The sequence below is a fragment of the Flagellimonas amphidinii genome, assembly GCF_013090115.1.
Lineage (GTDB): Bacteria > Bacteroidota > Bacteroidia > Flavobacteriales > Flavobacteriaceae > Flagellimonas > Flagellimonas amphidinii.
The window spans coordinates 44,848-66,505 of sequence record NZ_JABFNN010000033.1; the positions used below are offsets into that span (position 1 = coordinate 44,848).

Annotated in this window: 20 protein-coding genes; 11 read left to right on the top strand and 9 right to left on the bottom strand. The window is 38.1% G+C overall.

Annotated elements, in window-relative coordinates; translation table 11 throughout:
- The first annotated feature begins 61 nt into the window (after positions 1-61).
- The 5 genes from HJC33_RS09935 (at position 62) to HJC33_RS09955 (ending at position 6,331) form a co-directional block, all read left to right on the top strand.
- Positions 62-2,272: a bifunctional alpha,alpha-trehalose-phosphate synthase (UDP-forming)/trehalose-phosphatase gene (locus tag HJC33_RS09935; protein ID WP_171658674.1), complete on the top strand. Its 2,211-nt coding sequence runs from the start codon at positions 62-64 to the stop codon at positions 2,270-2,272.
- The gene (locus tag HJC33_RS09940) at positions 2,269-3,450 is read left to right on the top strand and encodes a nuclear transport factor 2 family protein (RefSeq protein ID WP_171658675.1); all 1,182 of its coding nucleotides are present in this window, start codon (positions 2,269-2,271) and stop codon (positions 3,448-3,450) included. Before HJC33_RS09935 ends, HJC33_RS09940 begins: the two co-directional genes overlap by 4 nt.
- 41 nt (positions 3,451-3,491) lie before the next feature.
- A complete protein-coding gene (locus HJC33_RS09945) occupies positions 3,492-3,995 on the top strand; it encodes a VOC family protein (protein WP_171658676.1) in 504 nt (167 codons plus the stop codon).
- Between the two features lie 148 nt (positions 3,996-4,143).
- On the top strand, positions 4,144-5,754 hold the full coding sequence (locus HJC33_RS09950) for a M1 family metallopeptidase (protein ID WP_171658677.1): 1,611 nt from the start codon (positions 4,144-4,146) through the stop codon (positions 5,752-5,754).
- A 1-nt stretch (position 5,755) separates the two neighbouring features.
- On the top strand, positions 5,756-6,331 hold the full coding sequence (locus HJC33_RS09955; protein ID WP_171658678.1) for a YdeI/OmpD-associated family protein: 576 nt from the start codon (positions 5,756-5,758) through the stop codon (positions 6,329-6,331).
- Positions 6,332-6,343: 12 nt separating this feature from the next.
- On the opposite strand, the gene HJC33_RS09960 is transcribed toward HJC33_RS09955, so the two are convergent.
- Positions 6,344-7,603, bottom strand: a complete 1,260-nt coding sequence (locus HJC33_RS09960) for an MFS transporter (protein WP_171658725.1) — start codon at positions 7,601-7,603, stop codon at positions 6,344-6,346.
- Between the two features lie 131 nt (positions 7,604-7,734).
- On the opposite strand from HJC33_RS09960, the gene HJC33_RS09965 reads away from it, so the two are divergent.
- From HJC33_RS09965 to HJC33_RS09985, 5 genes are all read left to right on the top strand, one after another.
- Complete coding sequence (locus HJC33_RS09965; RefSeq protein WP_171658679.1) at positions 7,735-10,938, top strand: WD40/YVTN/BNR-like repeat-containing protein; 3,204 nt, start codon at positions 7,735-7,737, stop codon at positions 10,936-10,938.
- Positions 10,938-11,645 carry a DUF2490 domain-containing protein gene (locus HJC33_RS09970; RefSeq protein ID WP_171658680.1) on the top strand — a complete coding sequence of 236 codons (708 nt, stop codon included), beginning with the start codon at positions 10,938-10,940 and terminating at the stop codon, positions 11,643-11,645. The genes HJC33_RS09965 and HJC33_RS09970 overlap by 1 nt, the downstream gene beginning before the upstream one ends.
- Before the next feature lie 54 nt (positions 11,646-11,699).
- Positions 11,700-12,920 carry a bifunctional alpha/beta hydrolase/OsmC family protein gene (locus tag HJC33_RS09975; RefSeq protein ID WP_171658681.1) on the top strand — a complete coding sequence of 407 codons (1,221 nt, stop codon included), beginning with the start codon at positions 11,700-11,702 and terminating at the stop codon, positions 12,918-12,920.
- Between the two features lie 394 nt (positions 12,921-13,314).
- Entirely contained in the window at positions 13,315-13,938 is a 624-nt protein-coding gene (locus HJC33_RS09980; RefSeq protein ID WP_171658682.1) for a hypothetical protein, read from the top strand.
- Between the two features lie 121 nt (positions 13,939-14,059).
- Positions 14,060-15,070 (top strand): bifunctional helix-turn-helix transcriptional regulator/GNAT family N-acetyltransferase, encoded by a 1,011-nt coding sequence (locus tag HJC33_RS09985; protein ID WP_171658683.1) that lies wholly within the window; start codon positions 14,060-14,062, stop codon positions 15,068-15,070.
- Positions 15,071-15,130: 60 nt separating this feature from the next.
- Here HJC33_RS09985 and HJC33_RS09990 read toward each other — a convergent pair whose 3' ends face one another.
- On the bottom strand, positions 15,131-15,781 hold the full coding sequence (locus tag HJC33_RS09990) for an OmpW/AlkL family protein (RefSeq protein WP_171658684.1): 651 nt from the start codon (positions 15,779-15,781) through the stop codon (positions 15,131-15,133).
- 244 nt (positions 15,782-16,025) lie between these two features.
- Between HJC33_RS09990 and HJC33_RS09995 the strand changes: the two genes are divergently transcribed.
- Positions 16,026-17,219 (top strand): LETM1-related biofilm-associated protein, encoded by a 1,194-nt coding sequence (locus tag HJC33_RS09995; protein WP_171658685.1) that lies wholly within the window; start codon positions 16,026-16,028, stop codon positions 17,217-17,219.
- Positions 17,220-17,307: 88 nt separating this feature from the next.
- On the opposite strand, the gene HJC33_RS10000 is transcribed toward HJC33_RS09995, so the two are convergent.
- The 7 genes from HJC33_RS10000 to HJC33_RS10030 form a co-directional block, all read right to left on the bottom strand.
- Positions 17,308-18,063 carry a LytR/AlgR family response regulator transcription factor gene (locus HJC33_RS10000; protein ID WP_171658686.1) on the bottom strand — a complete coding sequence of 252 codons (756 nt, stop codon included), beginning with the start codon at positions 18,061-18,063 and terminating at the stop codon, positions 17,308-17,310.
- A 14-nt stretch (positions 18,064-18,077) separates the two neighbouring features.
- Positions 18,078-18,413 carry a 2TM domain-containing protein gene (locus HJC33_RS10005; RefSeq protein ID WP_171658687.1) on the bottom strand — a complete coding sequence of 112 codons (336 nt, stop codon included), beginning with the start codon at positions 18,411-18,413 and terminating at the stop codon, positions 18,078-18,080.
- 6 nt (positions 18,414-18,419) lie between these two features.
- On the bottom strand, positions 18,420-18,734 hold the full coding sequence (locus HJC33_RS10010) for a 2TM domain-containing protein (protein ID WP_171658688.1): 315 nt from the start codon (positions 18,732-18,734) through the stop codon (positions 18,420-18,422).
- Positions 18,725-19,027 carry a 2TM domain-containing protein gene (locus HJC33_RS10015; protein ID WP_171658689.1) on the bottom strand — a complete coding sequence of 101 codons (303 nt, stop codon included), beginning with the start codon at positions 19,025-19,027 and terminating at the stop codon, positions 18,725-18,727. The genes HJC33_RS10010 and HJC33_RS10015 overlap by 10 nt, the downstream gene beginning before the upstream one ends.
- Positions 19,028-19,070: 43 nt before the next feature.
- Positions 19,071-19,349, bottom strand: a complete 279-nt coding sequence (locus HJC33_RS10020; RefSeq protein ID WP_171658690.1) for a 2TM domain-containing protein — start codon at positions 19,347-19,349, stop codon at positions 19,071-19,073.
- 217 nt (positions 19,350-19,566) lie between these two features.
- Positions 19,567-20,916, bottom strand: a complete 1,350-nt coding sequence (locus HJC33_RS10025; RefSeq protein ID WP_171658691.1) for a 2TM domain-containing protein — start codon at positions 20,914-20,916, stop codon at positions 19,567-19,569.
- Positions 20,913-21,536, bottom strand: coding sequence for a tetratricopeptide repeat protein (locus tag HJC33_RS10030; protein WP_171658692.1), 624 nt, complete (start codon positions 21,534-21,536; stop codon positions 20,913-20,915). The genes HJC33_RS10025 and HJC33_RS10030 overlap by 4 nt, the downstream gene beginning before the upstream one ends.
- Positions 21,537-21,658 lie beyond the last annotated feature (122 nt).

Below are 21,658 nucleotides of genomic sequence, written 5' to 3' on the forward strand. Positions count from 1 at the left end.
CGCCCGAATTTCACGAATTTTAAAAAAACTTAAAAGTAAAACCCGCCAAAAGCTATCTTTTATGCCCAAAACTATCATAATTTCAAATAGACTCCCAATTCAATTACAAATTAGCAATGGAAATATTGATGCAATTCCGAGTGTAGGAGGTTTGGCCACAGGTATGAAATCTGTTCACAGCGGTGGCGAAAGCCTATGGATTGGTTGGTCTGGACTTACTTCTGAGGATACTCCCCATGAACTTGAAGCCGATATTGATGAAGCTTTGAAAGAAAATGGCTGCGCCAAGGTCAACTTAACGGCCAATGAGGTGGAAGGTTTTTATTTTGGGTTTAGCAATCGTACGGTTTGGCCACTCTTTCACTATTTTTTGGAGTACTCTGAGTTTGAACTTGATTTTTGGAACACATACAAGCAAGTAAATCAAAAATTTGCCGATGCCATTATAGAAAAATCAGATGAAGATGATATAATTTGGGTACACGATTATCAGTTGCTATTGGTTCCACAAATGGTACGCGAAAAAAGACCAAAAACCTCTATCGGGTTCTTTCTGCACATTCCATTTCCTTCTTATGAGATTTTCAGGACACTTCCCTGGCGCCAGGAAGTTTTAGAAGGTTTATTGGGTGCTGACCTGATTGGTTTTCACACCTATGACTATGAACGTCATTTCTTAAGTTCCGTGAGAAGATTGCTGGGTCTGGAGGTAAGCTTCAATGATATTTACATGGATAATCGTGTTATTAAAGTGGACTCTTTCCCTATGGGAATTGATTATAAAAAATTTAAAAATGCAGCTGTTGACCACCAAAAGAAAAAGAACAAAAACAAAAGTGACCTTCAAAAAAGACTCGACAGCCATATAGCTTCAGCTCCAGATACTAAACTGATTCTTTCCATAGACCGATTGGATTACAGTAAAGGTATCGCCAAGCGGATCAATGCTTTTGAGTATTTTTTGAACAAATACCCAGAGTATAAAGAAAAGGTGCGATTGATTATTCTCGCCGTTCCCTCTCGCTCCAATGTGCCCCAATACCAATTACTTAAAAAAGAGATTGATGAACTGGTCGGACGTATCAATGGTGAACTTTCCACCGTCAACTGGACTCCCATTTGGTACTTTTATCGCTCTTTGCCCTTTGAAAACCTTATAGATTTATATACGTCTAGTGATATAGCATGGTTGACCCCTCTAAGAGATGGCATGAACTTAGTGGCCAAAGAATATATAGCCACAAGAACTGATAAAACTGGAGTGCTCATCTTGAGTGAAATGGCGGGTTCTGCATATGAAATGAATGAAGCCCTTTTGATCAACCCCAATAATTTTGAACAACAAGCGGACACTCTGAAACAAGCCATAACCATGACGGTTGAAGAACAAATAGCCCGAAATACTTTCCTCCAGAACCGTTTGGAACGCTATAATGTTGAAGTCTGGGCCAATGAATTCATGAGTGCCTTGAAGCAAAAAAGCGATGGAAGTCAGGAATTCATCTCCCAAAAATTATCCGATTCTATTCTAGAAGACATTGAACACAGTTATGCCAAAGCCAAAAAAAGATTGGTTTTCCTTGACTATGATGGCACGCTTGTTGGTTTTCACAAAGACCCACAAAAGGCTTCCCCAGATGAAGAACTTTATCAGCTATTAGATCAATTGGCACAACAAGAAAACACCACTTTGTTTTTGATCAGTGGAAGAGACAAACAAACTTTTGGTAAATGGTTCCTCCCAAAAAAGTACAATATGATTGTGGAACATGGGGTATGGATTTCCCGAAATGGTGAAGATTTTAAGCTTTTGGAAAAAGTGAAAGGAGAATGGATGGAAAAGATTAGACCGGTTCTAGAATCTTTTGTAGATAGAACCCCTGGTTCATTTGTTGAAGAAAAAAACTATTCCTTGGCTTGGCACTATCGTAACACCGACCCTGATTTTGGTGAAAAAAGAGCCACAGAGCTCAATACCGTGCTTACCAGCCTCATTGGCAATGATGACATCAGCGTCCTAAACGGAAATAAGGTGATGGAAGTAAAAAGCAGCAACGTGAACAAAGGAAGAGCTGCCGTTAGGATGTTAGGCGAAGCCGATTATGATTTTGTTTTTGCCATGGGCGATGACTGGACAGATGAATTTATGTTCCAAGAATTACCAAATTCAGCAGTCACCGTTAAGGTTGGGCTCAAGAAAACCCAAGCAAAATACCACGTAGAAAATACCAAACGAGTACGGGAAGTATTAAAAAGTTTTGTAAAAAAATGATCTTCAGGGTTTTTATACTGATTTGGTTCTCTGGACTATTGTTTCTTAGTGGTCAAGCCAATACAGAAGTATATCTTTTTGATTTAACATTGGACAATGGAAAACCTATTCTTTCCAACCCTAAAAATATTTCAAATAATGAGGGCTATGACAACCAACCTTCATTTTGGGACAATAACACTTTGTTGTTTTCTTCAACAAGAGCGGACCAGACAGATATTTTAAAGTTCAATATCAATAAAGGAAGTACTTCCACTTGGATATCGGACACACCTTTGGGAAGCGAATATTCTCCACTCAAAATGCCCGGTAAAGATGCCATTTCATCCATACGGTTGGATTTGGATGGGTTACAATTGCTCTATGAATATGATATTGATTCAGGTGAATCCAAACCCATTTCAGATTTGAAAATAGGGTACCATGTTTGGTATAATGAGCATGTTTTGGTTTCATCGGTATTAGTGGAAGACAGATTGGATTTGGTAGTGACCGATTTAAAAAACAAAACCAATCGTACACTTCAAAAAAATGTGGGCAGGTCTTTGCACAAGATTCCAGGTACCGACCTCATCAGTTTTATCAGCAAAGCGAACAAAGTTTGGGAGATAAGGTCTATAAACCCCATTTCTGGGGACATGGTATCAATTGCCAAAACCTACGGAAAAGAAGATATATGTTGGCTGAACAATAATCTCATCTTAACAGGCAATGGTAAATCCTTGTTAATGTTTGAAACCGAATCTGAATCAGGTTGGCAAGAGATCATGCAATTTTCTCAGGAAGAAATCAATAACATAACCCGAATAGCAGTCAATCCGGCTAAAACCCGATTGGCATTTGTGGCCGAGGAATCACCAAAGGTGATTGTTCAAAAACAGCTTGATGCATACAACGCAAGAAATATAGAAGCTTTCATGGACACCTATTCCGAAGATGTTAAACTCTATAATTTTCCCAATGACTTGATTTCTGAAGGAAAAGAGAAAATGAAGAAACAATACAATACCTTTTTTGAAAATACGCCAGACCTACATTGCCAAATAAAGAATCGTATTGTTATGGGAAACAAGGTCATTGATGAAGAATTTGTCACCATTAATGGTTCCCAAATCAGTACAGTGGCCATTTATGAGGTTCAAAATGGCAAAATCATCAAGGTTACTTTTATAGATTGATCCAATTTGCTACTTTAAAGAAATCAAAAAAACCTTCAACTATGAAGCATACTATTTTCAGCATTTTATTTTTAGCATTTTCCATCGCTGTTGGCAGGGCACAGACCGAATATGCAAATCCTACCATATCAATTGGAATAATTGTTTCGGATATTGAAACATCCTTGGATTTTTACACCAAAATCATGGGAATGAAAGAAACCGGAGGTTTCAGTATTGATGAAACTTTCGGTAAAAGATCTGGATTGAGTGGTGGTACTCCTTTTGATGTAAAAATATTGAAAGTTGTAGACGACCCTAATGCCACTGAATTGAAACTGGTTACCTTCGGCAATGAAAAAACCACTCCGGACAAACATATTCAAGATCAGAATGGAATGCAGTACACCACTTATTTTATCAAATCCACAGATAAAATACTACAGCGCTTAAAAGAGAACAATATTCCATTGCTTGGTGAGACACCAATAAATTTGCCAGATGGAAGAACTTTTATTTTATTTCAGGATCCAGATGGAGTATTTGTAGAAGTTATAGGTAATTAAATCTTACATAAACTACTACCTTAACCGATTTTAAAACCAAAAAACTACAAGGCATAGTTGTTGACAATTATTTTTTCGGAATAGCATCCGTTGGTGAAAATGGACATGAAAGCCCCGTGGTTTTCCCTAATAAAGTATATAGATAAACATGAAGAAGACACTACTAGCAGTACTATTTTTAACCTCTTTGGCCGTTTCGGCCCAAAATTTCACCCGTCAAGACACCCTACGCGGAAGCATTACCCCAGAACGGGAATGGTGGGATTTGAATTACTACCATCTCGACATCAAAGTGGAACCCGATAAAGAATTCATTTCTGGTAGTAATCTTGTACGATACAAAGTATTGGAAAAGGCCGAAGTACTACAATTGGACCTTCAAGAACCCATGCAAATTGAATCCATTGTACAAAACGGCAAGGAATTGGAGTTCTCTTCAGAAGGTTCTGCTCATTTCATCAAACTTAAAAAAGAGCAGATCCCAGGGGAATTCAATGAACTTTTGGTGAAATATTCTGGAAAACCCCGAAAGGCTGTCAGAGCTCCTTGGGATGGTGGTTTTTCTTGGAAAAAAGATGATAATGGCAATTCGTTTGTAGCAACATCTTGCCAAGGTCTGGGTGCCAGTGTTTGGTGGCCCAACAAAGACCATATGTACGATGAAGTTGACAGCATGCGTATAAGTGTGGCCGTTCCCAAAAACCTTGTGGATGTTTCCAACGGAAAGTTAGAGCGCGTAGAGGAAAATGGCGACTTTAAAACCTATCACTGGTTTGTCTCCAACCCCATCAACAATTACGGAGTGAACGTGAATATTGGAAACTACGTGCACTTTGGAGAAAAATTTGAAGGTGAAAAAGGCATCTTGGATTTGGATTTCTATGTACTTCCTGAAAATTTGGAAAAAGCTAAGGAACAGTTCAAACAAGCTGCTTTAATGCTAAAAGCTTTTGAACATTGGTTTGGCCCCTATCCCTTCTACGAAGATGGTTTTAAATTGGTAGAAGTCCCCTACTTGGGCATGGAACACCAAAGTTCTGTTACCTACGGAAACAAATACCAAAATGGTTATTTAGGCAGAGATTTATCCGGTTCGGGATGGGGATTAAAGTTTGATTTTATCATCATCCATGAAGCTGGCCATGAATGGTTTGCCAATAACATCACCTATAAAGATATTGCAGACATGTGGGTGCATGAAGGATTCACTGCATATTCTGAAAACTTGTATTTGGATTATCATTTTGGCACCAAAGCTTCAGCAGAATATGTAATTGGCACTCGTGCCAATGTCCTGAACGACAGACCTATCATTGGTCCTTACGGTGTAAATAAAAGTGGTTCTGGCGATATGTATTATAAAGGTGCAAATATTCTTCACACACTGCGTCAACTTATTGAAGACGATGAGCTTTGGCGCATTATTTTAAGAGGATTGAATGCTGAGTTTTACCACAAAACTGTAACCACCCAACAAGTTGAAAATTACATCAGTAAAAAAACCAAAAAAGACCTCTCCGCCTTCTTTAACCAGTATTTGAGGACTACCATGATTCCAAAACTGGAATACCAACTAGAAGATGGCTCTATTAAGCACCGATATGTGAACATTGTTGAGGATTTTGATATGCCCATTCGGGTTTTTGTTGATGGGCAAGAACAGTGGTTGTTTCCCAATCATGAATGGAAAACAGAGCAACTAACGGGTGAGGAAATGATTTTTGACAATAATTTTTATATCGAAACACAAAAAATCTGACATGGAAAAGTATCCAGAGCACTATTTCAAAAATGATAAGGAATGGCGCAAATGGCTACATCTAAATCACCGCTCTTCTGAAGGAATCTATCTTATTTTTTATACAGTGGCCCATGTAAACGAAAGTATGCGATGGGAAGAAGCTGTTCGTGTGGCACTTTGTTATGGTTGGATAGATAGTACTGTAAAGAGTTTGGGAAACGGAAAACGAAGGCAATATTTCTGTCCTAGAAAACCTAAAAGTGTTTGGAGCAAAGTCAACAAAGATCATATTAAAGAGTTGTCCGATATGGGCTTAATGCATCAAAGCGGGATGGAAGCTATTGCAATTGCCAAACAAAATGGTTCTTGGACTGTTTTGGATGATGTGGAAAAGGGAATTGTCCCGCCTGATTTGCAAAAAGCATTCAACAACAATAAAAAAGCACTGCATAATTTTAACCAATTTACCCATGGACAACGTAAAAGTTATCTGTATTGGTTAAAACAGGCCAAACGTGAGGCAACGCGTCAAAAACGAATCGAAGAGATTATCCACCTCTGTGAAAACAATGTGAAATCAAGAAATACGAGATAATTTTATAAAGAATCATAAAGAACTTTCACCATACAATCTTAGGTAAATCCAAGCTGTAATTCCTCCCACAAAAGCAAAACCGCTCAACATCCAAAACACATGTTGATGGCCAATTTCCCCAGGATTCTGATCTAATAGATAACCATAAGCTGGTCCAGCAAAAATATCTGGAGTGTATCCAATCAATGAAATAAGTCCCACAGCCGTTCCCGTTAAGGCCAATGGAATTTTCCCTACTCTCATCACTCCAAAATATAATGCCCTGCAAGCATATACCCCCAAACCTATTATAACAACTGACATGAAAAACAAAAAAGTTGTGCTTGGGGCAATAATTCCAGTTGCAAAAAGAATCCCTCCGGCAAAAGTCAACACAAAACCTACCACCAACAAAAGGGTAATCCTAAGTCGATCGGCCATCAACCCCAGAACAATTCCAGTTGTTGGGCGCAGAAATTGCAACAACGTGCCCACTTTTGCAGAACCCACCTGGTCATATAACATCACCTCTTCTGCATATTGAGAAATGATATCCGTAATCTTATAGCCCACATAGGCACAAAGAATAATGATCATCAATAACCAAACCGATGGCAACCGAAGTACCTGTCTGATTTCTTTCCATGAAACACGTTCTAGTTGGACACTCTCATCATCTTTTCCAGACTTCATGAAAAACCAAACCATAAGACCTATCAACATAATGATTCCACATGAAGCGTAAATTAGATACGAAAAAGTTTGCTTTTTGATTTCCAAGGAAGTCTCAGGACCATCCTGAGTCATATACACAGAAAATATGAACACCCCTAACAGACCGAACAAAGCTCCTGTAAGTCCTCTTCCTCCATCCAAAAAGCCAAAGGCTTTTCCTTGGGCTGTGGCACCACCCCAAACCCTTGTGGCCTTGATCATTGGAGCCCAAAACAGAAAAATAGTAGTAAAGCCCCAATAGCCATACAATATTTGAAGTGTTCCAAAATTTGGGTACTGCGCATACAAAAACCCTCCCGAGGCGGTCAACCAAAGGGCAATGGCAATCAATTTTCTCGGGGGATACTTATCGGCCAAAGGACCTCCCAACAAATAGGAAACCATCGCTATAATCCCATATACCGAAACACCAAGGTTATAATCCAAGTTCGACATCTGAAATACATCTAAAACTGTAGGTCTAAAAATTCTTGGAATTACAAAAGGTAGAATGAATACCGCTTCACCTGCTAGAATCAGCAAAATGAGATAATACCACGGTGCCCTGTTTTTTTCTATGGAATCTATAATGAACGCCTTTGTTTCAAAACTACGCAAAACCAAACTATTGTCCACAAGCACCTTAACATCACTTTAAGAATTCAGCTTAACGTTTTCTTTATCTTTAGGCGACTAATTAACTTCCGAAAATGAAAAAATTATTACCCTTTATCCTTCTAATTCTCTCTTCCAGTTTGTTTGCCCAAGATTTTTCCATAGAACTTGTGCAAGACATGAAACCCAGAAATATTGGTCCTGCAGGAATGAGCGGTCGTGTTACCGCAATTGATGTAGCCCATTCCAATCCTGATATTATGTATGTGGGCACAGCATCTGGGGGTTTATGGAAATCCACCTCCGGAGGTATCAAATGGGAGCCTATTTTTGATAAAGAAGTTACGGCTTCCATAGGAGCAGTAGCCATTCAACAATCCAATCCTTCCGTAATTTGGGTGGGAACCGGTGAAGGTAATCCCCGTAACAGCCTAAATGGTGGATATGGCATCTTCAAATCTTTGGATGGAGGGAAAACCTGGAAATCCATGGGACTGGAAAACACCAGGCATATCCATAGGATCATTATCGACCCAACTGACCCTAATGTAATTTATGTAGGTGCTATTGGTTCTCCATGGGGTGAACATCCTGAACGAGGCGTTTTCAAAACAACCGACGGAGGAAAGAGTTGGAAAAAAGTCCTTTTTGTCAACAACAAAACCGGTGTTGCAGATATGGTCATGGACCCTACCAATCCGAATAAATTGATCGCTGCCATGTGGGAACATAAACGTGACCCTTGGTTCTTTAAATCTGGCGGTGATGGAAGTGGACTGCACATTACCCATGATGGGGGCGCCACTTGGAAAAAAATAACGGATGAGAATGGTTTCCCCAAAGGGGAATTGGGCAGAATAGGGATTGCAATTGCCAAAAACAAACCTAATGTATTGTACGCTTTGGTCGAAGCCAAAAAAAACGCATTGTACAAATCTGAAGATGGAGGTTTCAAATGGGAAAAAATCAATGACAAAAATGATATTGGTAACCGTCCATTTTATTATTCAGAAATCTATGTAGACCCTGAAAACGAGAATCGGGTATATTCCATTTTTACTTATGTGAATGTTTCTGAAGATGGCGGTAAAAACTTTACCCAATTGATGCCTGCCTACCAAGTGGATAACGGGGTTCATCCCGACCATCATGCTTGGTGGATTCATCCTGAGAATGGCCAGTTCATGATTGATGGCAACGATGGCGGTATGAATATTACCAAAGATGGCGGTAAAACATGGCGCTTTATTGGAAATCTTCCAGTAGCGCAGTTCTATCATATCAACGTTGACAACGAATACCCTTATAATGTGTATGGCGGAATGCAAGATAATGGATCTTGGAGAGGCCCAGCTTATGTTTGGAAAGCTCAAGGCATTAGAAACAGTTACTGGCAGGAAATCGCTTTTGGCGATGGTTTTGATGTGGTTCCTGATTTGGATGACAGCCAATACGGATACGCCATGAGCCAGCAAGGATATGTAAGGCGGTACGATTGGAAAACGGGGAACAATTTTACGGTCCGTCCTACTCCACCTGATGCTGACACCAAACTACGTTTTAATTGGAATGCGGGTATTGGGCAAGACCCTTTTGATAATAGCACAGTTTACTTCGGAAGTCAATTTGTACATAAATCAACAGATAAAGGCTTAACGTGGGAGGTAATCTCTCCAGATTTGACCACCAACGACCCAGAAAAGCAAAAGCAAAGTGAAAGTGGTGGCCTTACAATGGATGCCACTGGAGCTGAAAACCATTGTACCATTTTAGTTGTTGAACCTTCTGCCGTAGAAAAAGATATGCTATGGGTTGGGACAGACGATGGTAGAGTACATTTTACACAAAATGGTGGTTCCTCTTGGACTGAGGTGACCAATAACATCAAAGGCTTGCCCAAAGATAGTTGGATTCCCCAAATCAAGGCTTCAAAAACAAATAAAGGTGAAGCATTGTTGATTGCCAATGATTATCGCAGGTTCAACTATACACCTTATGCATACCGAACCAAGGATTATGGAAAAACATGGACTCGAATTGTAGATCAAAATGATGTAAAAAGCTATACTTTATCCATAATTGAGGATACGGAAAATCCCAACTTGATGTTTTTAGGTACAGATGATGGGCTTTATATTTCCTTCAATGCTGGTGATTCTTGGAAAAAATGGAGTGAAGGATTTCCAACAGTTTCCACAAAAGATTTGGCTATCCATCCCAGAGAAAATGACCTTGTAATCGGCACTTTTGGCAGGGCTGCTTGGGTACTGGATGATATTCGTCCGCTAAGAGCTTTAGCCGGAAATATGTCTCTTCTTCAAAAAGAAGTCAGTCTTTTTAAAAGTCCAGATGCCTATTTGGCCGCCTACCAACAACCTACTGGCAGTCGTTTTGGAGGTGATGCGCTTTACAATGGAGAAAACCGAAAATCAGGTGCCATGATTACCTATTACCTTAAAGAGGGTGTTTCAAAATCCAAAGAAAAAACAGAAGGTGAGGAAAAAGACAACGATACCGATGAAACAGTGAAAAAAGAAAAATCCAAGGATTCCATTTACTTTAAAATTTATGATGGAGATAGATTAATCAGAACCTTGGGCCATAAAACTCCAAAAAAGGCAGGTTTCCATAGAATTTATTGGGGATTGGATGAAAAAGGCCCTGATGCTCCTTCAAGAAAAATCAGTAAGGATAAAAAAGAGTCTGGTGGAGTTAGCGTTAAACCTGGAACCTACAAGGTCAAAATTCATTATGGGGGTTTGACGGATTCAACCAATGTAACTGTTAAAACAGACCCAAGACTTGAAGTGAGTCCAGCTTCCATCAACCAAGTGTATGAGACAGGAAAAAAACTTGAAAATTACACACAAACTGCTGCTGATGCCGTAAAACAATTGGTGGAAAGTAAAAACTTGGCCAACAAGTTTCAAAAAGAGCTCACAGATTTGGATAAAGAAAAGTTCAAGGATCAAATCAAAGCCTCCAAAGAAGTCGTTAAACAAATTGATACTGTAATAGCACTCTATCTAGGAAAAGAGGACAAACGCCAAGGCATTACCAGAAATCCTGAAATTACTGTTATGCAAAGAATCAATACCGCTGGTTATTATGTTGGAAGCAGAAAAAATGGGATTACGGCCACGGAGCATAGACTTGTTGAATTTGCTGAAAATGAATTAAAGGCTGCTTTGGAAAAAACAAATACCTTTTTTGAAGAAAAATGGAAACCATACCGAACATCCATTGAATCCTTGGAGCTATCTCCTTTTAAAGAAACAGAAACTTTTAGTTTGAATTAATGAAAAAAACATGGGTTTTATGGATAGTCTTGCTAGCCATCGCAAAAATAAGTGCTCAAAATCCTGGGGAAGAGGACTTAGGAGCTTGGTACATGTATTTTGGCACGAACAAAGTAGCAGAACGATTCAGCATTCATACCGAAGCTCAGTTCCGTTATTACGAAACCGCGAGTAATTTCAATCAGTTGTTGCTCCGTACCGGATTGAATTATCACATTAATCCTACTGCCATTGCCACTATAGGTTATGGGTTCATCAAAACCGACAATACTTTTGACGAACCTTTTGCCGCAATGGATTCGAGGGAACATCGAATTTTTGAACAGTTTATTCTAAAGAATAAAGTATGGGAATTTCTTTTTGAACACCGCTATCGTTTGGAACAGCGATTTTTGGATTTTGGGAATTCCACAGACACACAACACAGAGCTCGATATCGCATTCAAGTTACATTACCGCTTACGGATACTTTCTTTCTTAACTTTTACGATGAACTGTTCATCAATTTACAGGATGACCTTTTTGGACAGAACAGATTGTACGGTGCCGTTGGTATCCATATTACTGAAAATAGCAGTGTTCAATTTGGATATTTGCGCAACCAATTTACCAGCTCAGTTTTTGATAGGTTACAGATAGGATTCTTCTATAATCCCGACTTAAGGGGTATCTTTAAGAAAAACAAGAGCTCGGGCGCATCTGATTAGTCCTTGTGGCAAAATTGTAAACAGAAGGCCCTTGTTCATCAAAATTATTTGGGCATGAGTCTTCAAAAAGTTAGTTTTCAAAACCAAAATGGGGAAACCTTAGTGGGCAGGTTAGAACTTCCTGTTGACCAACATCCTCATAACTTTGCAATTTTTGCACATTGCTTTACCTGTACCAAAAATTTATTGGCAGTCAAAAACATTAGCAAGGCTCTAACATCTAATGGTTTCGGCGTTCTACGATTTGATTTTACCGGACTAGGAGAAAGTGAAGGAGATTTTGCCAACACCAATTTCTCCGGAAATGTAGAGGATTTGGTAGCCGCTTCAGGTTTTCTTGCGGAGCATTATATGGCGCCTACCCTTTTGATAGGCCACTCATTGGGAGGTGCTGCTGTAGTTTTTGCAGCTCAAAAAATAACTTCCGTGAATGCCATCGCAACTATTGGAGCTCCATCAAATCCACTTCATGTAAAGCATTTGTTGAAAAATGGATTGGATGAAATCAAGGAGAAAGGTGAGGCCGTTGTAAATCTTGGAGGTCGGGACTTTAAAATAAAACAGCAATTTGTGCAGGATCTTGAAGAACAATCTTTGCCCCAAGTTGCTAAAAAGCTTCGAAAACCATTATTGATTATGCATTCGCCCCAAGATGATACCGTGGAAATTAAAAATGCAGAAGATATTTATGTTGCTGCGCATCACCCAAAAAGTTTTGTCTCATTAGATGGAGCGGATCATTTATTGTCAAGGAAAGAAGACTCGCTATATGTTGGGGATGTCATTTCGGGATGGGCGAAGAGGTACCTCGATATCAGCGAAAAAGTGGATAGTTCACTTCATACAAAGCATCAAGTAGTTGCAAGTTTAAATGGTGAAGACGGTTTCACCACTCAAATGAAAATCGGCAATCATTATATGCTTGCTGATGAACCTGAAAGTTATGGAGGCAATGATTTTGGTCCTTCTCCCTATGAGTTCGTATCCGCCGGGCTATCAGCATGCACAGTAATGACCATTCAAATGTACGCTAAACGTAAAGGATGGCCCGTTGACAATGTAGAAGTACACATTTCCTATGGAAAATCCCATGCTGTGGATTGTGAAAATTGCGAGTCAGATGCTGCAAAAATTGATACTTTTCATAAAGAAATAAAACTTACTGGCGCATTGGACGAAAAGCAAAAAGCAAGAATAATGCAGATAGCAGATAAATGCCCTGTCCACAGAACTTTACACAGTGAAACTCAAGTAATCAGTAAGTTGGTAGATTAAAAACTACAAGCGCATATGTAGAATGTCGAAGTAGTCCAATTCAAGTTCCAATGCAGCTCTATGAATCTTACGCAAGGACTGCACGTAGCTTTTTTGATCAATGTAACCACGGAACCTTTCCCTTTTTAAACGCTGATATCCTTTGCAAAAAGATTTTCTCTTATTGCAATACACCCAGAAGTTGTAATAATTGGATACCAGATAGGTCAAAATCCTCTTTTTAAATATGTTACACTAAATCTTGTTAACAAAATAACGTGGTAAATCTATGATCATTATTAAACAAAAGTGTTAAAAATATTAAGTGTAGGAAAATTGATTGGATAAAGCTGAAAAGTTATTGCTGCCTCCCTGAATATTGAGTAACTTAGACCAAACCAAATATTACAAGAGGATGAAAAAAGTAATTGTATTGCCTTTAGCCGTCGTTTTTGTAGCTGCTTTTAGCTGTAAAAAAGCCAAAAAGGAAACACAACAAGAAGAAGAAACCAAGCCAGTGTACAGTGTAGTTGAAGACTCCACAGATATTCGTTTCACTGCTTATAAAACCACTGAGAAAAAACCGGTTGGAGGTTCTTTTACCAAAGTTACTTATACCTACACCGCTTCAGAAACTCCAATGGAAACATTGAATGGGCTTGAATTTTCAATTCCAGTAAGCAGTCTTTTCACAAATGATACCACAAACACAAGAGATCCAAAAATTTTACATTTCTTTTTTGGGGTAATGGAAAACACTGAACTTATTAATGGAGTGCTTGAATTTGATGAGAATAAAAATTGTTCTGCCAAACTATCTATGAATGGTGTGTCTGCTGACCTTCCTATGGAATATGAAATGACCGATGACAATCATGTCACATTTTCCGGCACAATGAATCTAGCCAAATGGAATGCATTGGATGCATTGGCTTCTTTGAACAAAGCGTGTTTTCAATTGCACACGGGACCCGATGGCGTTAGCAAAACTTGGGAAGATGTTGCTGTAAAAGCTTCTATTCTTTTGGAAAAGAAATAACTCTTCGCAATTAAGCTTTAAAATATAGAAGCCCCTATTATGGGGCTTTCTTATTTAACACCCAACTATGTAACTAGTTACGCAATTTGAATATATTTGCGTTACCAGTTACATTTCTAATATGAAAAATGACTTTTTAACTCAAATTGGACATTTAGGTTTTACTGCCAGAATGAAAAGACTCAATGAAAAAATCGTTTCCAGTACCATTGATCATTATTCACGTCTTGGATTAGATATTGACCCCAATTGGCATGTAATTTTTTTGTTGCTCAAGGAAAAAGAAAAATTATCTGTTACCGAAATAGCAACTACTCTTGGATTTTCGCATCCTGCAATAATCAAGATTACCCGCAAAATGAAAGAACGGGGTTATCTTGAAACATTTAAAGATGAGAAAGATGGTAGAAAAACCTTAATACAGATTTCCAAAAAAGGCAAAGAAATCTTGCCGACCTTTGAACAAGAATGGTTTCGAATACAGGAGATTCTTGAAGAGTTTGTTGGCAATGATTTTTTAAATAAGTTGGATATTTTGGAAAATAAGTTTTTAAAGCAAAGCTTCCATGAAAGTTATGCGTCACACTTTGCAAAAAAAGGCTTTATCATCAGGAAGGCCAAATCTTCCGAGTTTAAGGAAATTGGGGAATTAATGGTTAGAGGCTATTCCAGCTTGGAAGGCTTTCCCAAAGCCGATGCTATGCCGGAATATTATAACACCTTGGCCAACATTGGAGAATTCACCAAAAAGCCGAAGACAGAGCTCTTGATTGCAGTTTCCACCACCGACAAAATATTGGGAGGTGTGCTTTTCTTCAATGATATGAAATATTATGGCACCAAAGGAATTGTAACAAGTCAAAAAAATGCTGCCGGTTTTCGGCTATTGGCAGTTGACCCCAAAGCCAGAGGTATGGGAGTGGGAAGAGCATTGACTGTGGCCTGTATAGAAAAAGCCAAAAAAGAAGGTCAAAATCAAATAATCATCCACAGTACTGCTTTTATGAAAGTAGCATTGAAAATGTATGAAAAACTGGGGTTTCAACGATCCACTGACCTTGATTTTAAACAAGGGGATATTCCTGTATACGGGTTTCGTTTAAAATTTAAGAATGAGGTATCATCTAAATAAAAGAAGCGGCCTGGATAAATCCAGGCCGCTTCCCTCATCAAATAACCTTAAAAACCCATCCTAAAGTTTAACACCAACACCAAACCCAAAAATCCATGGATTAATGTCAACATCAGCTACCACAGTTGCGTCGAGGGCAGTGGTCGCATTTACCGTTGCATCAGTGTTCAAGAATAGTTTTTTCACATCCACATTCAAAAACCATTTATCATTGAGCATGAAATCAAAACCTCCTTGTAGCGCAAAACCTAAGGCAGTATCATAATCTATATCGTCAGCAACCGGTCCTTCATCAACTCCATAGAAAAGTGTTAAGTTGACGCCTGCACCCAAATAAGGAACAAAATCACCTCCGGTAAAGTGGTACTGACCCGTAAGTGTTGGTGGAAGTAGCCATACATGCCCCAGATCTATATCCCCGGCATCAGTGCTCACCGCTTCAACATCATGTTTGGTTGTGGCCAATATCAATTCCAAAGACCAGTTTTCGTTAAAGAAATAAGAAATGTCCAACTCGGGTACAAAGGCGGTCGAAATGGACACATCTCCTCCTATTGCTTCAATGTCAGCACTTTCATCTGGAGTCACCACAATTCCCCTTAATCGGAATTGCCATTTACTTCCATCGTTACTTTGGGGAGCGTCTTGCGCTATTGCAAAATTCATAACCCCCATTAATGCTGTCATTACAAAAATTACCGTTTTTTTCATCGTATGCTTTTTAAATATGGGTCAAAGCTACCGCGTCCAGCAATCAAGGAATATGACGTTTATCATTGGATAAAAATTATAATCATAGCTTTTATTACTGTCAATATAAAATCAGATGTAAGTGCCTTGGAAAAACCACCATTCAGTTCAAATAAGAAGCTCTTAAAAATTATTTATATAAAAGCTCCATTTGGTTCCTTCAAATGTGATATTTTGTTTTACTTTGAATGGTAAAAGCTGCCCAATGAACCCCTCTGCTTCAGGTTGGATCAATAAGTTTGGACATATCGTGGCAAATAAGGCCTCCAATTTTTCAGACTTTGGGGAACTATATGATGAACTGAAGACCAACGGGTTCGTTTATGGCATTCATTTAGAGATACCCTCGTTTATTCCGGTTGAACATTCCTTAACTGAAGATGAGATTGCCAAAATCAATCTCTTGACCGCCCTTTATTTCACTTATCTGTTTGAAAAAGGGCAAACCGACTTCAATACTTTTGTCAATACTGTTTTTGATTATTATCAATCTTTGGAAGTTGGCAAAATTTCCTTTTTGAATAAAATATTGACAGGGAAGCACACAGAATCCCAATTGGAGAAATTGATTGATTCCAGAATCTATTTAGGAGGTAATGCTTTTAATAGGGCTTTTGGAAATAGCATTACCAATTCATTACTTTATGTTGATATCCTAATTTTCCGGACATACTTAAAAAAACAAAAGGCCACCATGGAGCATGCCCAACTCTTGGAGTATGTAACCATGAACATTGTATACCAAGCATTGAACTCCAAAGAAACACATGACAAGGATGCTAAACTCATTCAACTTTTGGCTGCTTCCTTAACTTATGTTGACTTGAGCGAGGCAAATTTCGAAGGCACTTATCTTGATCTTTTACGTCAAAATTTTGCCCCCTGTGAAAAAGATTATTTTTTGGATATGGCCTGTTTAACTTTATGGGAAGATAAGCTCTTGGATCATACAGAAACGGGTTATATTTTTGGCTTGGGAAAGGACCTTGAAAAGACAGAAAACGAGGTGAAATCTTCCTTGGATTTTGTGAAAGTTTTCTTTGAGAAAAATGCCTCTCGAGTTCCCTATTTAAACGACCAAAATTTAGCGCTTCAATTCTATGATGGGATGTCTAAAAATGTGAGTAAATTAATTTTACGAAACAGTAAAAGACTCAAAAAAGAGCTTGCTGAAAGTAGAGAATTGGTCACCTTACTTTCCAAATCAGCGGTCAAGGAGTTGACTCCATCTGAACGAAAAAAAGTGCAAAATCAGTTGGTGGATATTTTTAAAACTATTCCTTCGTTAGCTATTTTTATGCTACCAGGCGGAGCCGTTTTATTGCCGATTTTTATTAAATTGATTCCAAAATTATTGCCTTCTGCTTTTGATGAAAACCGTGTTGAAGAAACTGAGTGATTTTTCATCAAAAAAACTACTATAAGAAATATTTATAGTTATTTTTTTATTAATTACAATAATTTGATAATCAATTTTTTAAATCCCCTTATTCCAACCAAAGCTTAAAATCTCTTACTCGCTCTCTACTCACAATGATTTCCTGTTCATCGAACTTATTTAATTTGATTTGCAGCCTAGAATTTGTGTATGAAATAATGTCTTTGATGTGATTTAGATTGATGTAAAATTTTCGGCTGACCCTAAAAAAAACTTCTGGCGACAATTCGTTTTCCAGTTGCTCCAGAGTAGTATCCAACAAATAATTTCTTCCATCGGATGTTGCCGCATAGGTTCCTTTGTTTTCACTATAAAAACATTCAACATCGTCGGCGTTTACAATTTTTAAATGTTGTCCAACTTTTACCGTAAACCTTTTTTTGTATTCCCGTTCCAAAGGGTTTACCAACAACTTCTTTATGTCGTTAAAATCGACCGAAATATTCCGGGTTTCGGACTTAAAATCCCGATACTTTTTCACCGCTCTTTCCAGCTCTTCATCATCAATGGGTTTCAACAAATAATCGATGCTGTTCAACTTGAATGCTTGGAGTGCATATTCGTCAAATGCAGTAGTGAAAATTATGGCGCTTTTGACCTCTATCATATCAAAAATCTCAAACGATAATCCGTCCGATAATTGGATGTCCAGAAATATAAGATCGGGGTGCGGATTGTTCTGGAACCACTCCAAAGATTCATCCACGGAATGTAACATTGTGGATACCTCAACATCAAGTTCGGCAAGCAACCGATTCAATCTTCTTGCCGCAGGTTTTTCATCTTCTATAATAATCACGTTCATCTTTATGCTTTTGTTTACTTGTATCGTTTATGATTTTCTTCTTGCTCCATGTCCATATATTTTTTTATCTGCTTTTCTTCCCACTTTTTCAAGAACGGAAACTTGTTTCTATTCAAGTAAAGGGCATGGATGGCCAAAATCACTCCCCAAATCAAGACATTAATGTCAACCCAATTAAAGAAATATGGTTCCAACCAAAATTCTTCAGGGATATAGGGCAGTAATATTTCACTTTTTAACAAATAAAATAGCCCATTTATGATAACAAAAATCTTTACATGTCTATAAAAATCCTTCAATTCCTTGACACGTTTCTTGGCTTTTTCATAGTTGCTGTTATCTGAATTCATGGTCTTCTACTTGTATTTCTTCATTTCTTCTTTGTCCTTGTCAATGTATTTCTGGATTTGTCGTTCTTCCCACTTTTTTCCAAACATTGGGTTAAATCCAAAAACCTTAGCCCCATGGAAGCCTACTCCTATGCCCCAACCTATCAAGGTAAAAAAATGGTGCCATTGCCAGAAATAGTCGGTATTGAGATAGATATTTACCAAAATGAAGGCATTGATCACAATGTAAATTGAAAAATGAATATAAAAACCCTTCAATTCTTCTACGCGCTTCTTTGCTCTTTTTAATTTTTCTTGCTCCTTATCCATGATTATCTCCATTTTTTTGTTTTTTCATCTTCTTCCATCAACTCTTTAATTTTTTTCTCTTCCCACCGCTTTCCGAAAAAAGGATTGAGGTTAAATGTACCCATGGCATGAAAAAAGACACCTATGCCCCATCCGAATGCAGCCCAAAGAAACCACATATAACTAAATCCGTTGGTGAGGTAATTGATCAAGGCCAAAACCGAGATGATCAAAATGTAAGACCATAAATTGGCGTAAAACTTTTTAAGCTCATCTACCCGTTCCTTGGCTCTTATATATTTACTTTCTTTATCTAATTTTTCCATGCTGATTGTGTTGATTGGTTGTGTATTTAAATATACTGAATCACTAGAATTCATTACTATTCATTAATTGATTGATTTTACGCTCTTCCCAATCCCGTCCTAAAAACGGAACATAACCGTAAGCACAGAGACCATTAATAATGAGACCAAGCCCCCATCCAATAGCTGGAAAAACTACCCAAGGGTAACTTGTAGTCGTATAATTGATAAAGGCCAAAAATGGAATCACTAAACAATATGCGAGCATATTTTGATAAAAAGACTTTATTTTATCCACTCTTTCCTTAGCTTTTCTATACCTGTAATTTTTTACTTCGTCCATTGTTCTATTGTTTTTATTGTTTTTATTGTTGAATTATTTTGATTTACAAGACAAACTTCGTGATAGTTAAGTAGCGTAGAAAAAAAGGATTCGCGAACTGTTGTTTTTCAGGGATGGATCGTTTACGTATTGAAAAAGTGGGACTTATGAACATCTGTATCCCTCAAACAAAACGAATAAAAAGAAAGGTTTACAATAAAGGAAAAAGCAAAAGGAACTAAAAGTCCTCCTTATCCATAAGCTCTTGGATCTTTCTTTCTTCCCAACGCTTGCCCCAAAGTGGATTATAACCAAAGGCTTCCATTCCATGTGCAACGACACCAAATCCCCAGCCCAAAGTGGGGAAAAATGCCCATAAAAAGTCAGTGGTCCTATAATTAAGCCACCATAAAAATGGAATGATAATGCAATAAGCAATTAAATTACTGTAGAAGTCTTTTATTCCTTTGACGCGCTCTTTAGCCTTTAAATACCGTTTTTCCTCAATAAATGTCTCTTGTGTTTCCATTACGGAAACTTGTTTGGTCAACATAGGGAGAGATACACTAAAGTTTGCAGAAGTCTTATCAATAATGACTTCTCTATCTGTGAGTATGTTGTATCGTTGTCTTATGTTTTGCAATCCTACCCCACTACTTTTTTTTACAACCTGCTTTTCTTGAAGATTGTTGCTTACCGTAAGCATATCATCTTGCTCAAAGACTTTTATATGCAATGGCCTTGAAGCAGTAACCACATTGTGCTTTACTGCATTCTCTAGCAACAGTTGCAGGGACAAGGGTACAATCTTGGCATCAGCAATTGAGGAGTTTTCCGGAATTTCAAAAACAATGCTGTCCTCAAACCTCATTTTTAGTAATCGCACATAAGTACGGGCAAAATCCAATTCTTCGTTTACGGTGACCAAATCCTTGTTCTTTTGTTCTAATACATATCGATATACCTTGGATAAGGAGGTGGTGAATTTCTGGGCTTGATGAGGGTCTTCATCAATAAGACTGGTCAACACATTCAAGCTATTGAAAAGGAAATGGGGATCCAATTGATTTTTTAGGGCATCAAATCGAGCTGAAGCACTACCAGCAATAATTTTTTGTTCTTTTACCTTTTTTTCCTGCCAATTCTTATAAAAATAGAACGCGTGGAAAAAGAGTGATATCACTATGGTAATCACAAGAGCAATCACATAATAGATTGGCTTCTCTCCAGCACTAAATTGTTCCCAAGTTCTCCCTTCAAATCCTAAACTAATGGTGATTCTAATCCAAAAAATAGCCAGCATTGTCAGTACAATGCTTCCCAAAGCACTCAATACAATCCGATACTTTGCAAAACGCTTCCAAACCACTTTGTGGTTCAAATAATCGTAGTAGACACTATTAACGGTAGTAAGTACTAGCGAATAAAAAAGAGTATATCCTATATCCTTCAAGAAATCATCATCAAAGAAAATAGGATTCCCAGATAACACATCCAAACCTAGAAAGAAGCCAGAAATTACAAGTCCAACCACTATGGATATTAGGAGTATCCGAACAACATACTTATATTTTGTGGTATTTTTCATTCGCTGCATTGCTTGTACACCATCTCGGCACGTTCTTTACCCCATGATGGATAAAATGGCGTATCCTCGCTAAAATTAGCAAAAAGTTCCAAGGCTCTCTCCACATCCTTGCAGTAGGGAGCTGTATCCTTGCCAAAATACCTGGCGGCACCCATATCCCATTCGGCTTTTGAAAATACTACTCTAGGATTATCTGGTGCCAAAGCCAAAGCTTGTTGGTAAAGCTGCACATTCTTTCCAGAGAGCGTCATTCCGTAAGTTGCTCCATCAAAAGCTATCCAAGCAGTATTGATCATAGCCTCTTGCACCAATAATTCTGGGTTATCTGGCGAAATGGCCTTGGCCAAATCTAAAAATTCTTTAGCCTTTTCCAATTGTTGGGACAGTTTCTTTTCATCCTTTTCACCAAATGAAATTATTGTATTGATTTGTGAAACGTAGTAATGGGGCAACCAATTGTCTTGTTCTGCCATAGCAATACGTTCAAACAAATTGGAAGCCTCTGTGTTTTTTTGCTCTTTCCATAATTGAAATGCCTTTTCCATACCCTTGGTATATTGGTCTTGGGCATTGATAGTAGCTGCGCCAATAAAGACAAAAAGAAGAATTAGTTTTTTCATGACTGTTCGTTTTTAATTTGTAACAGTGCAAAATTGTGCTGCTTTGAGGCATATCTAAAGAAGGAATTACTGAACTGTACTTTTTTAGGGATGAACCGTAGACAAAAAAATACCCGATGACC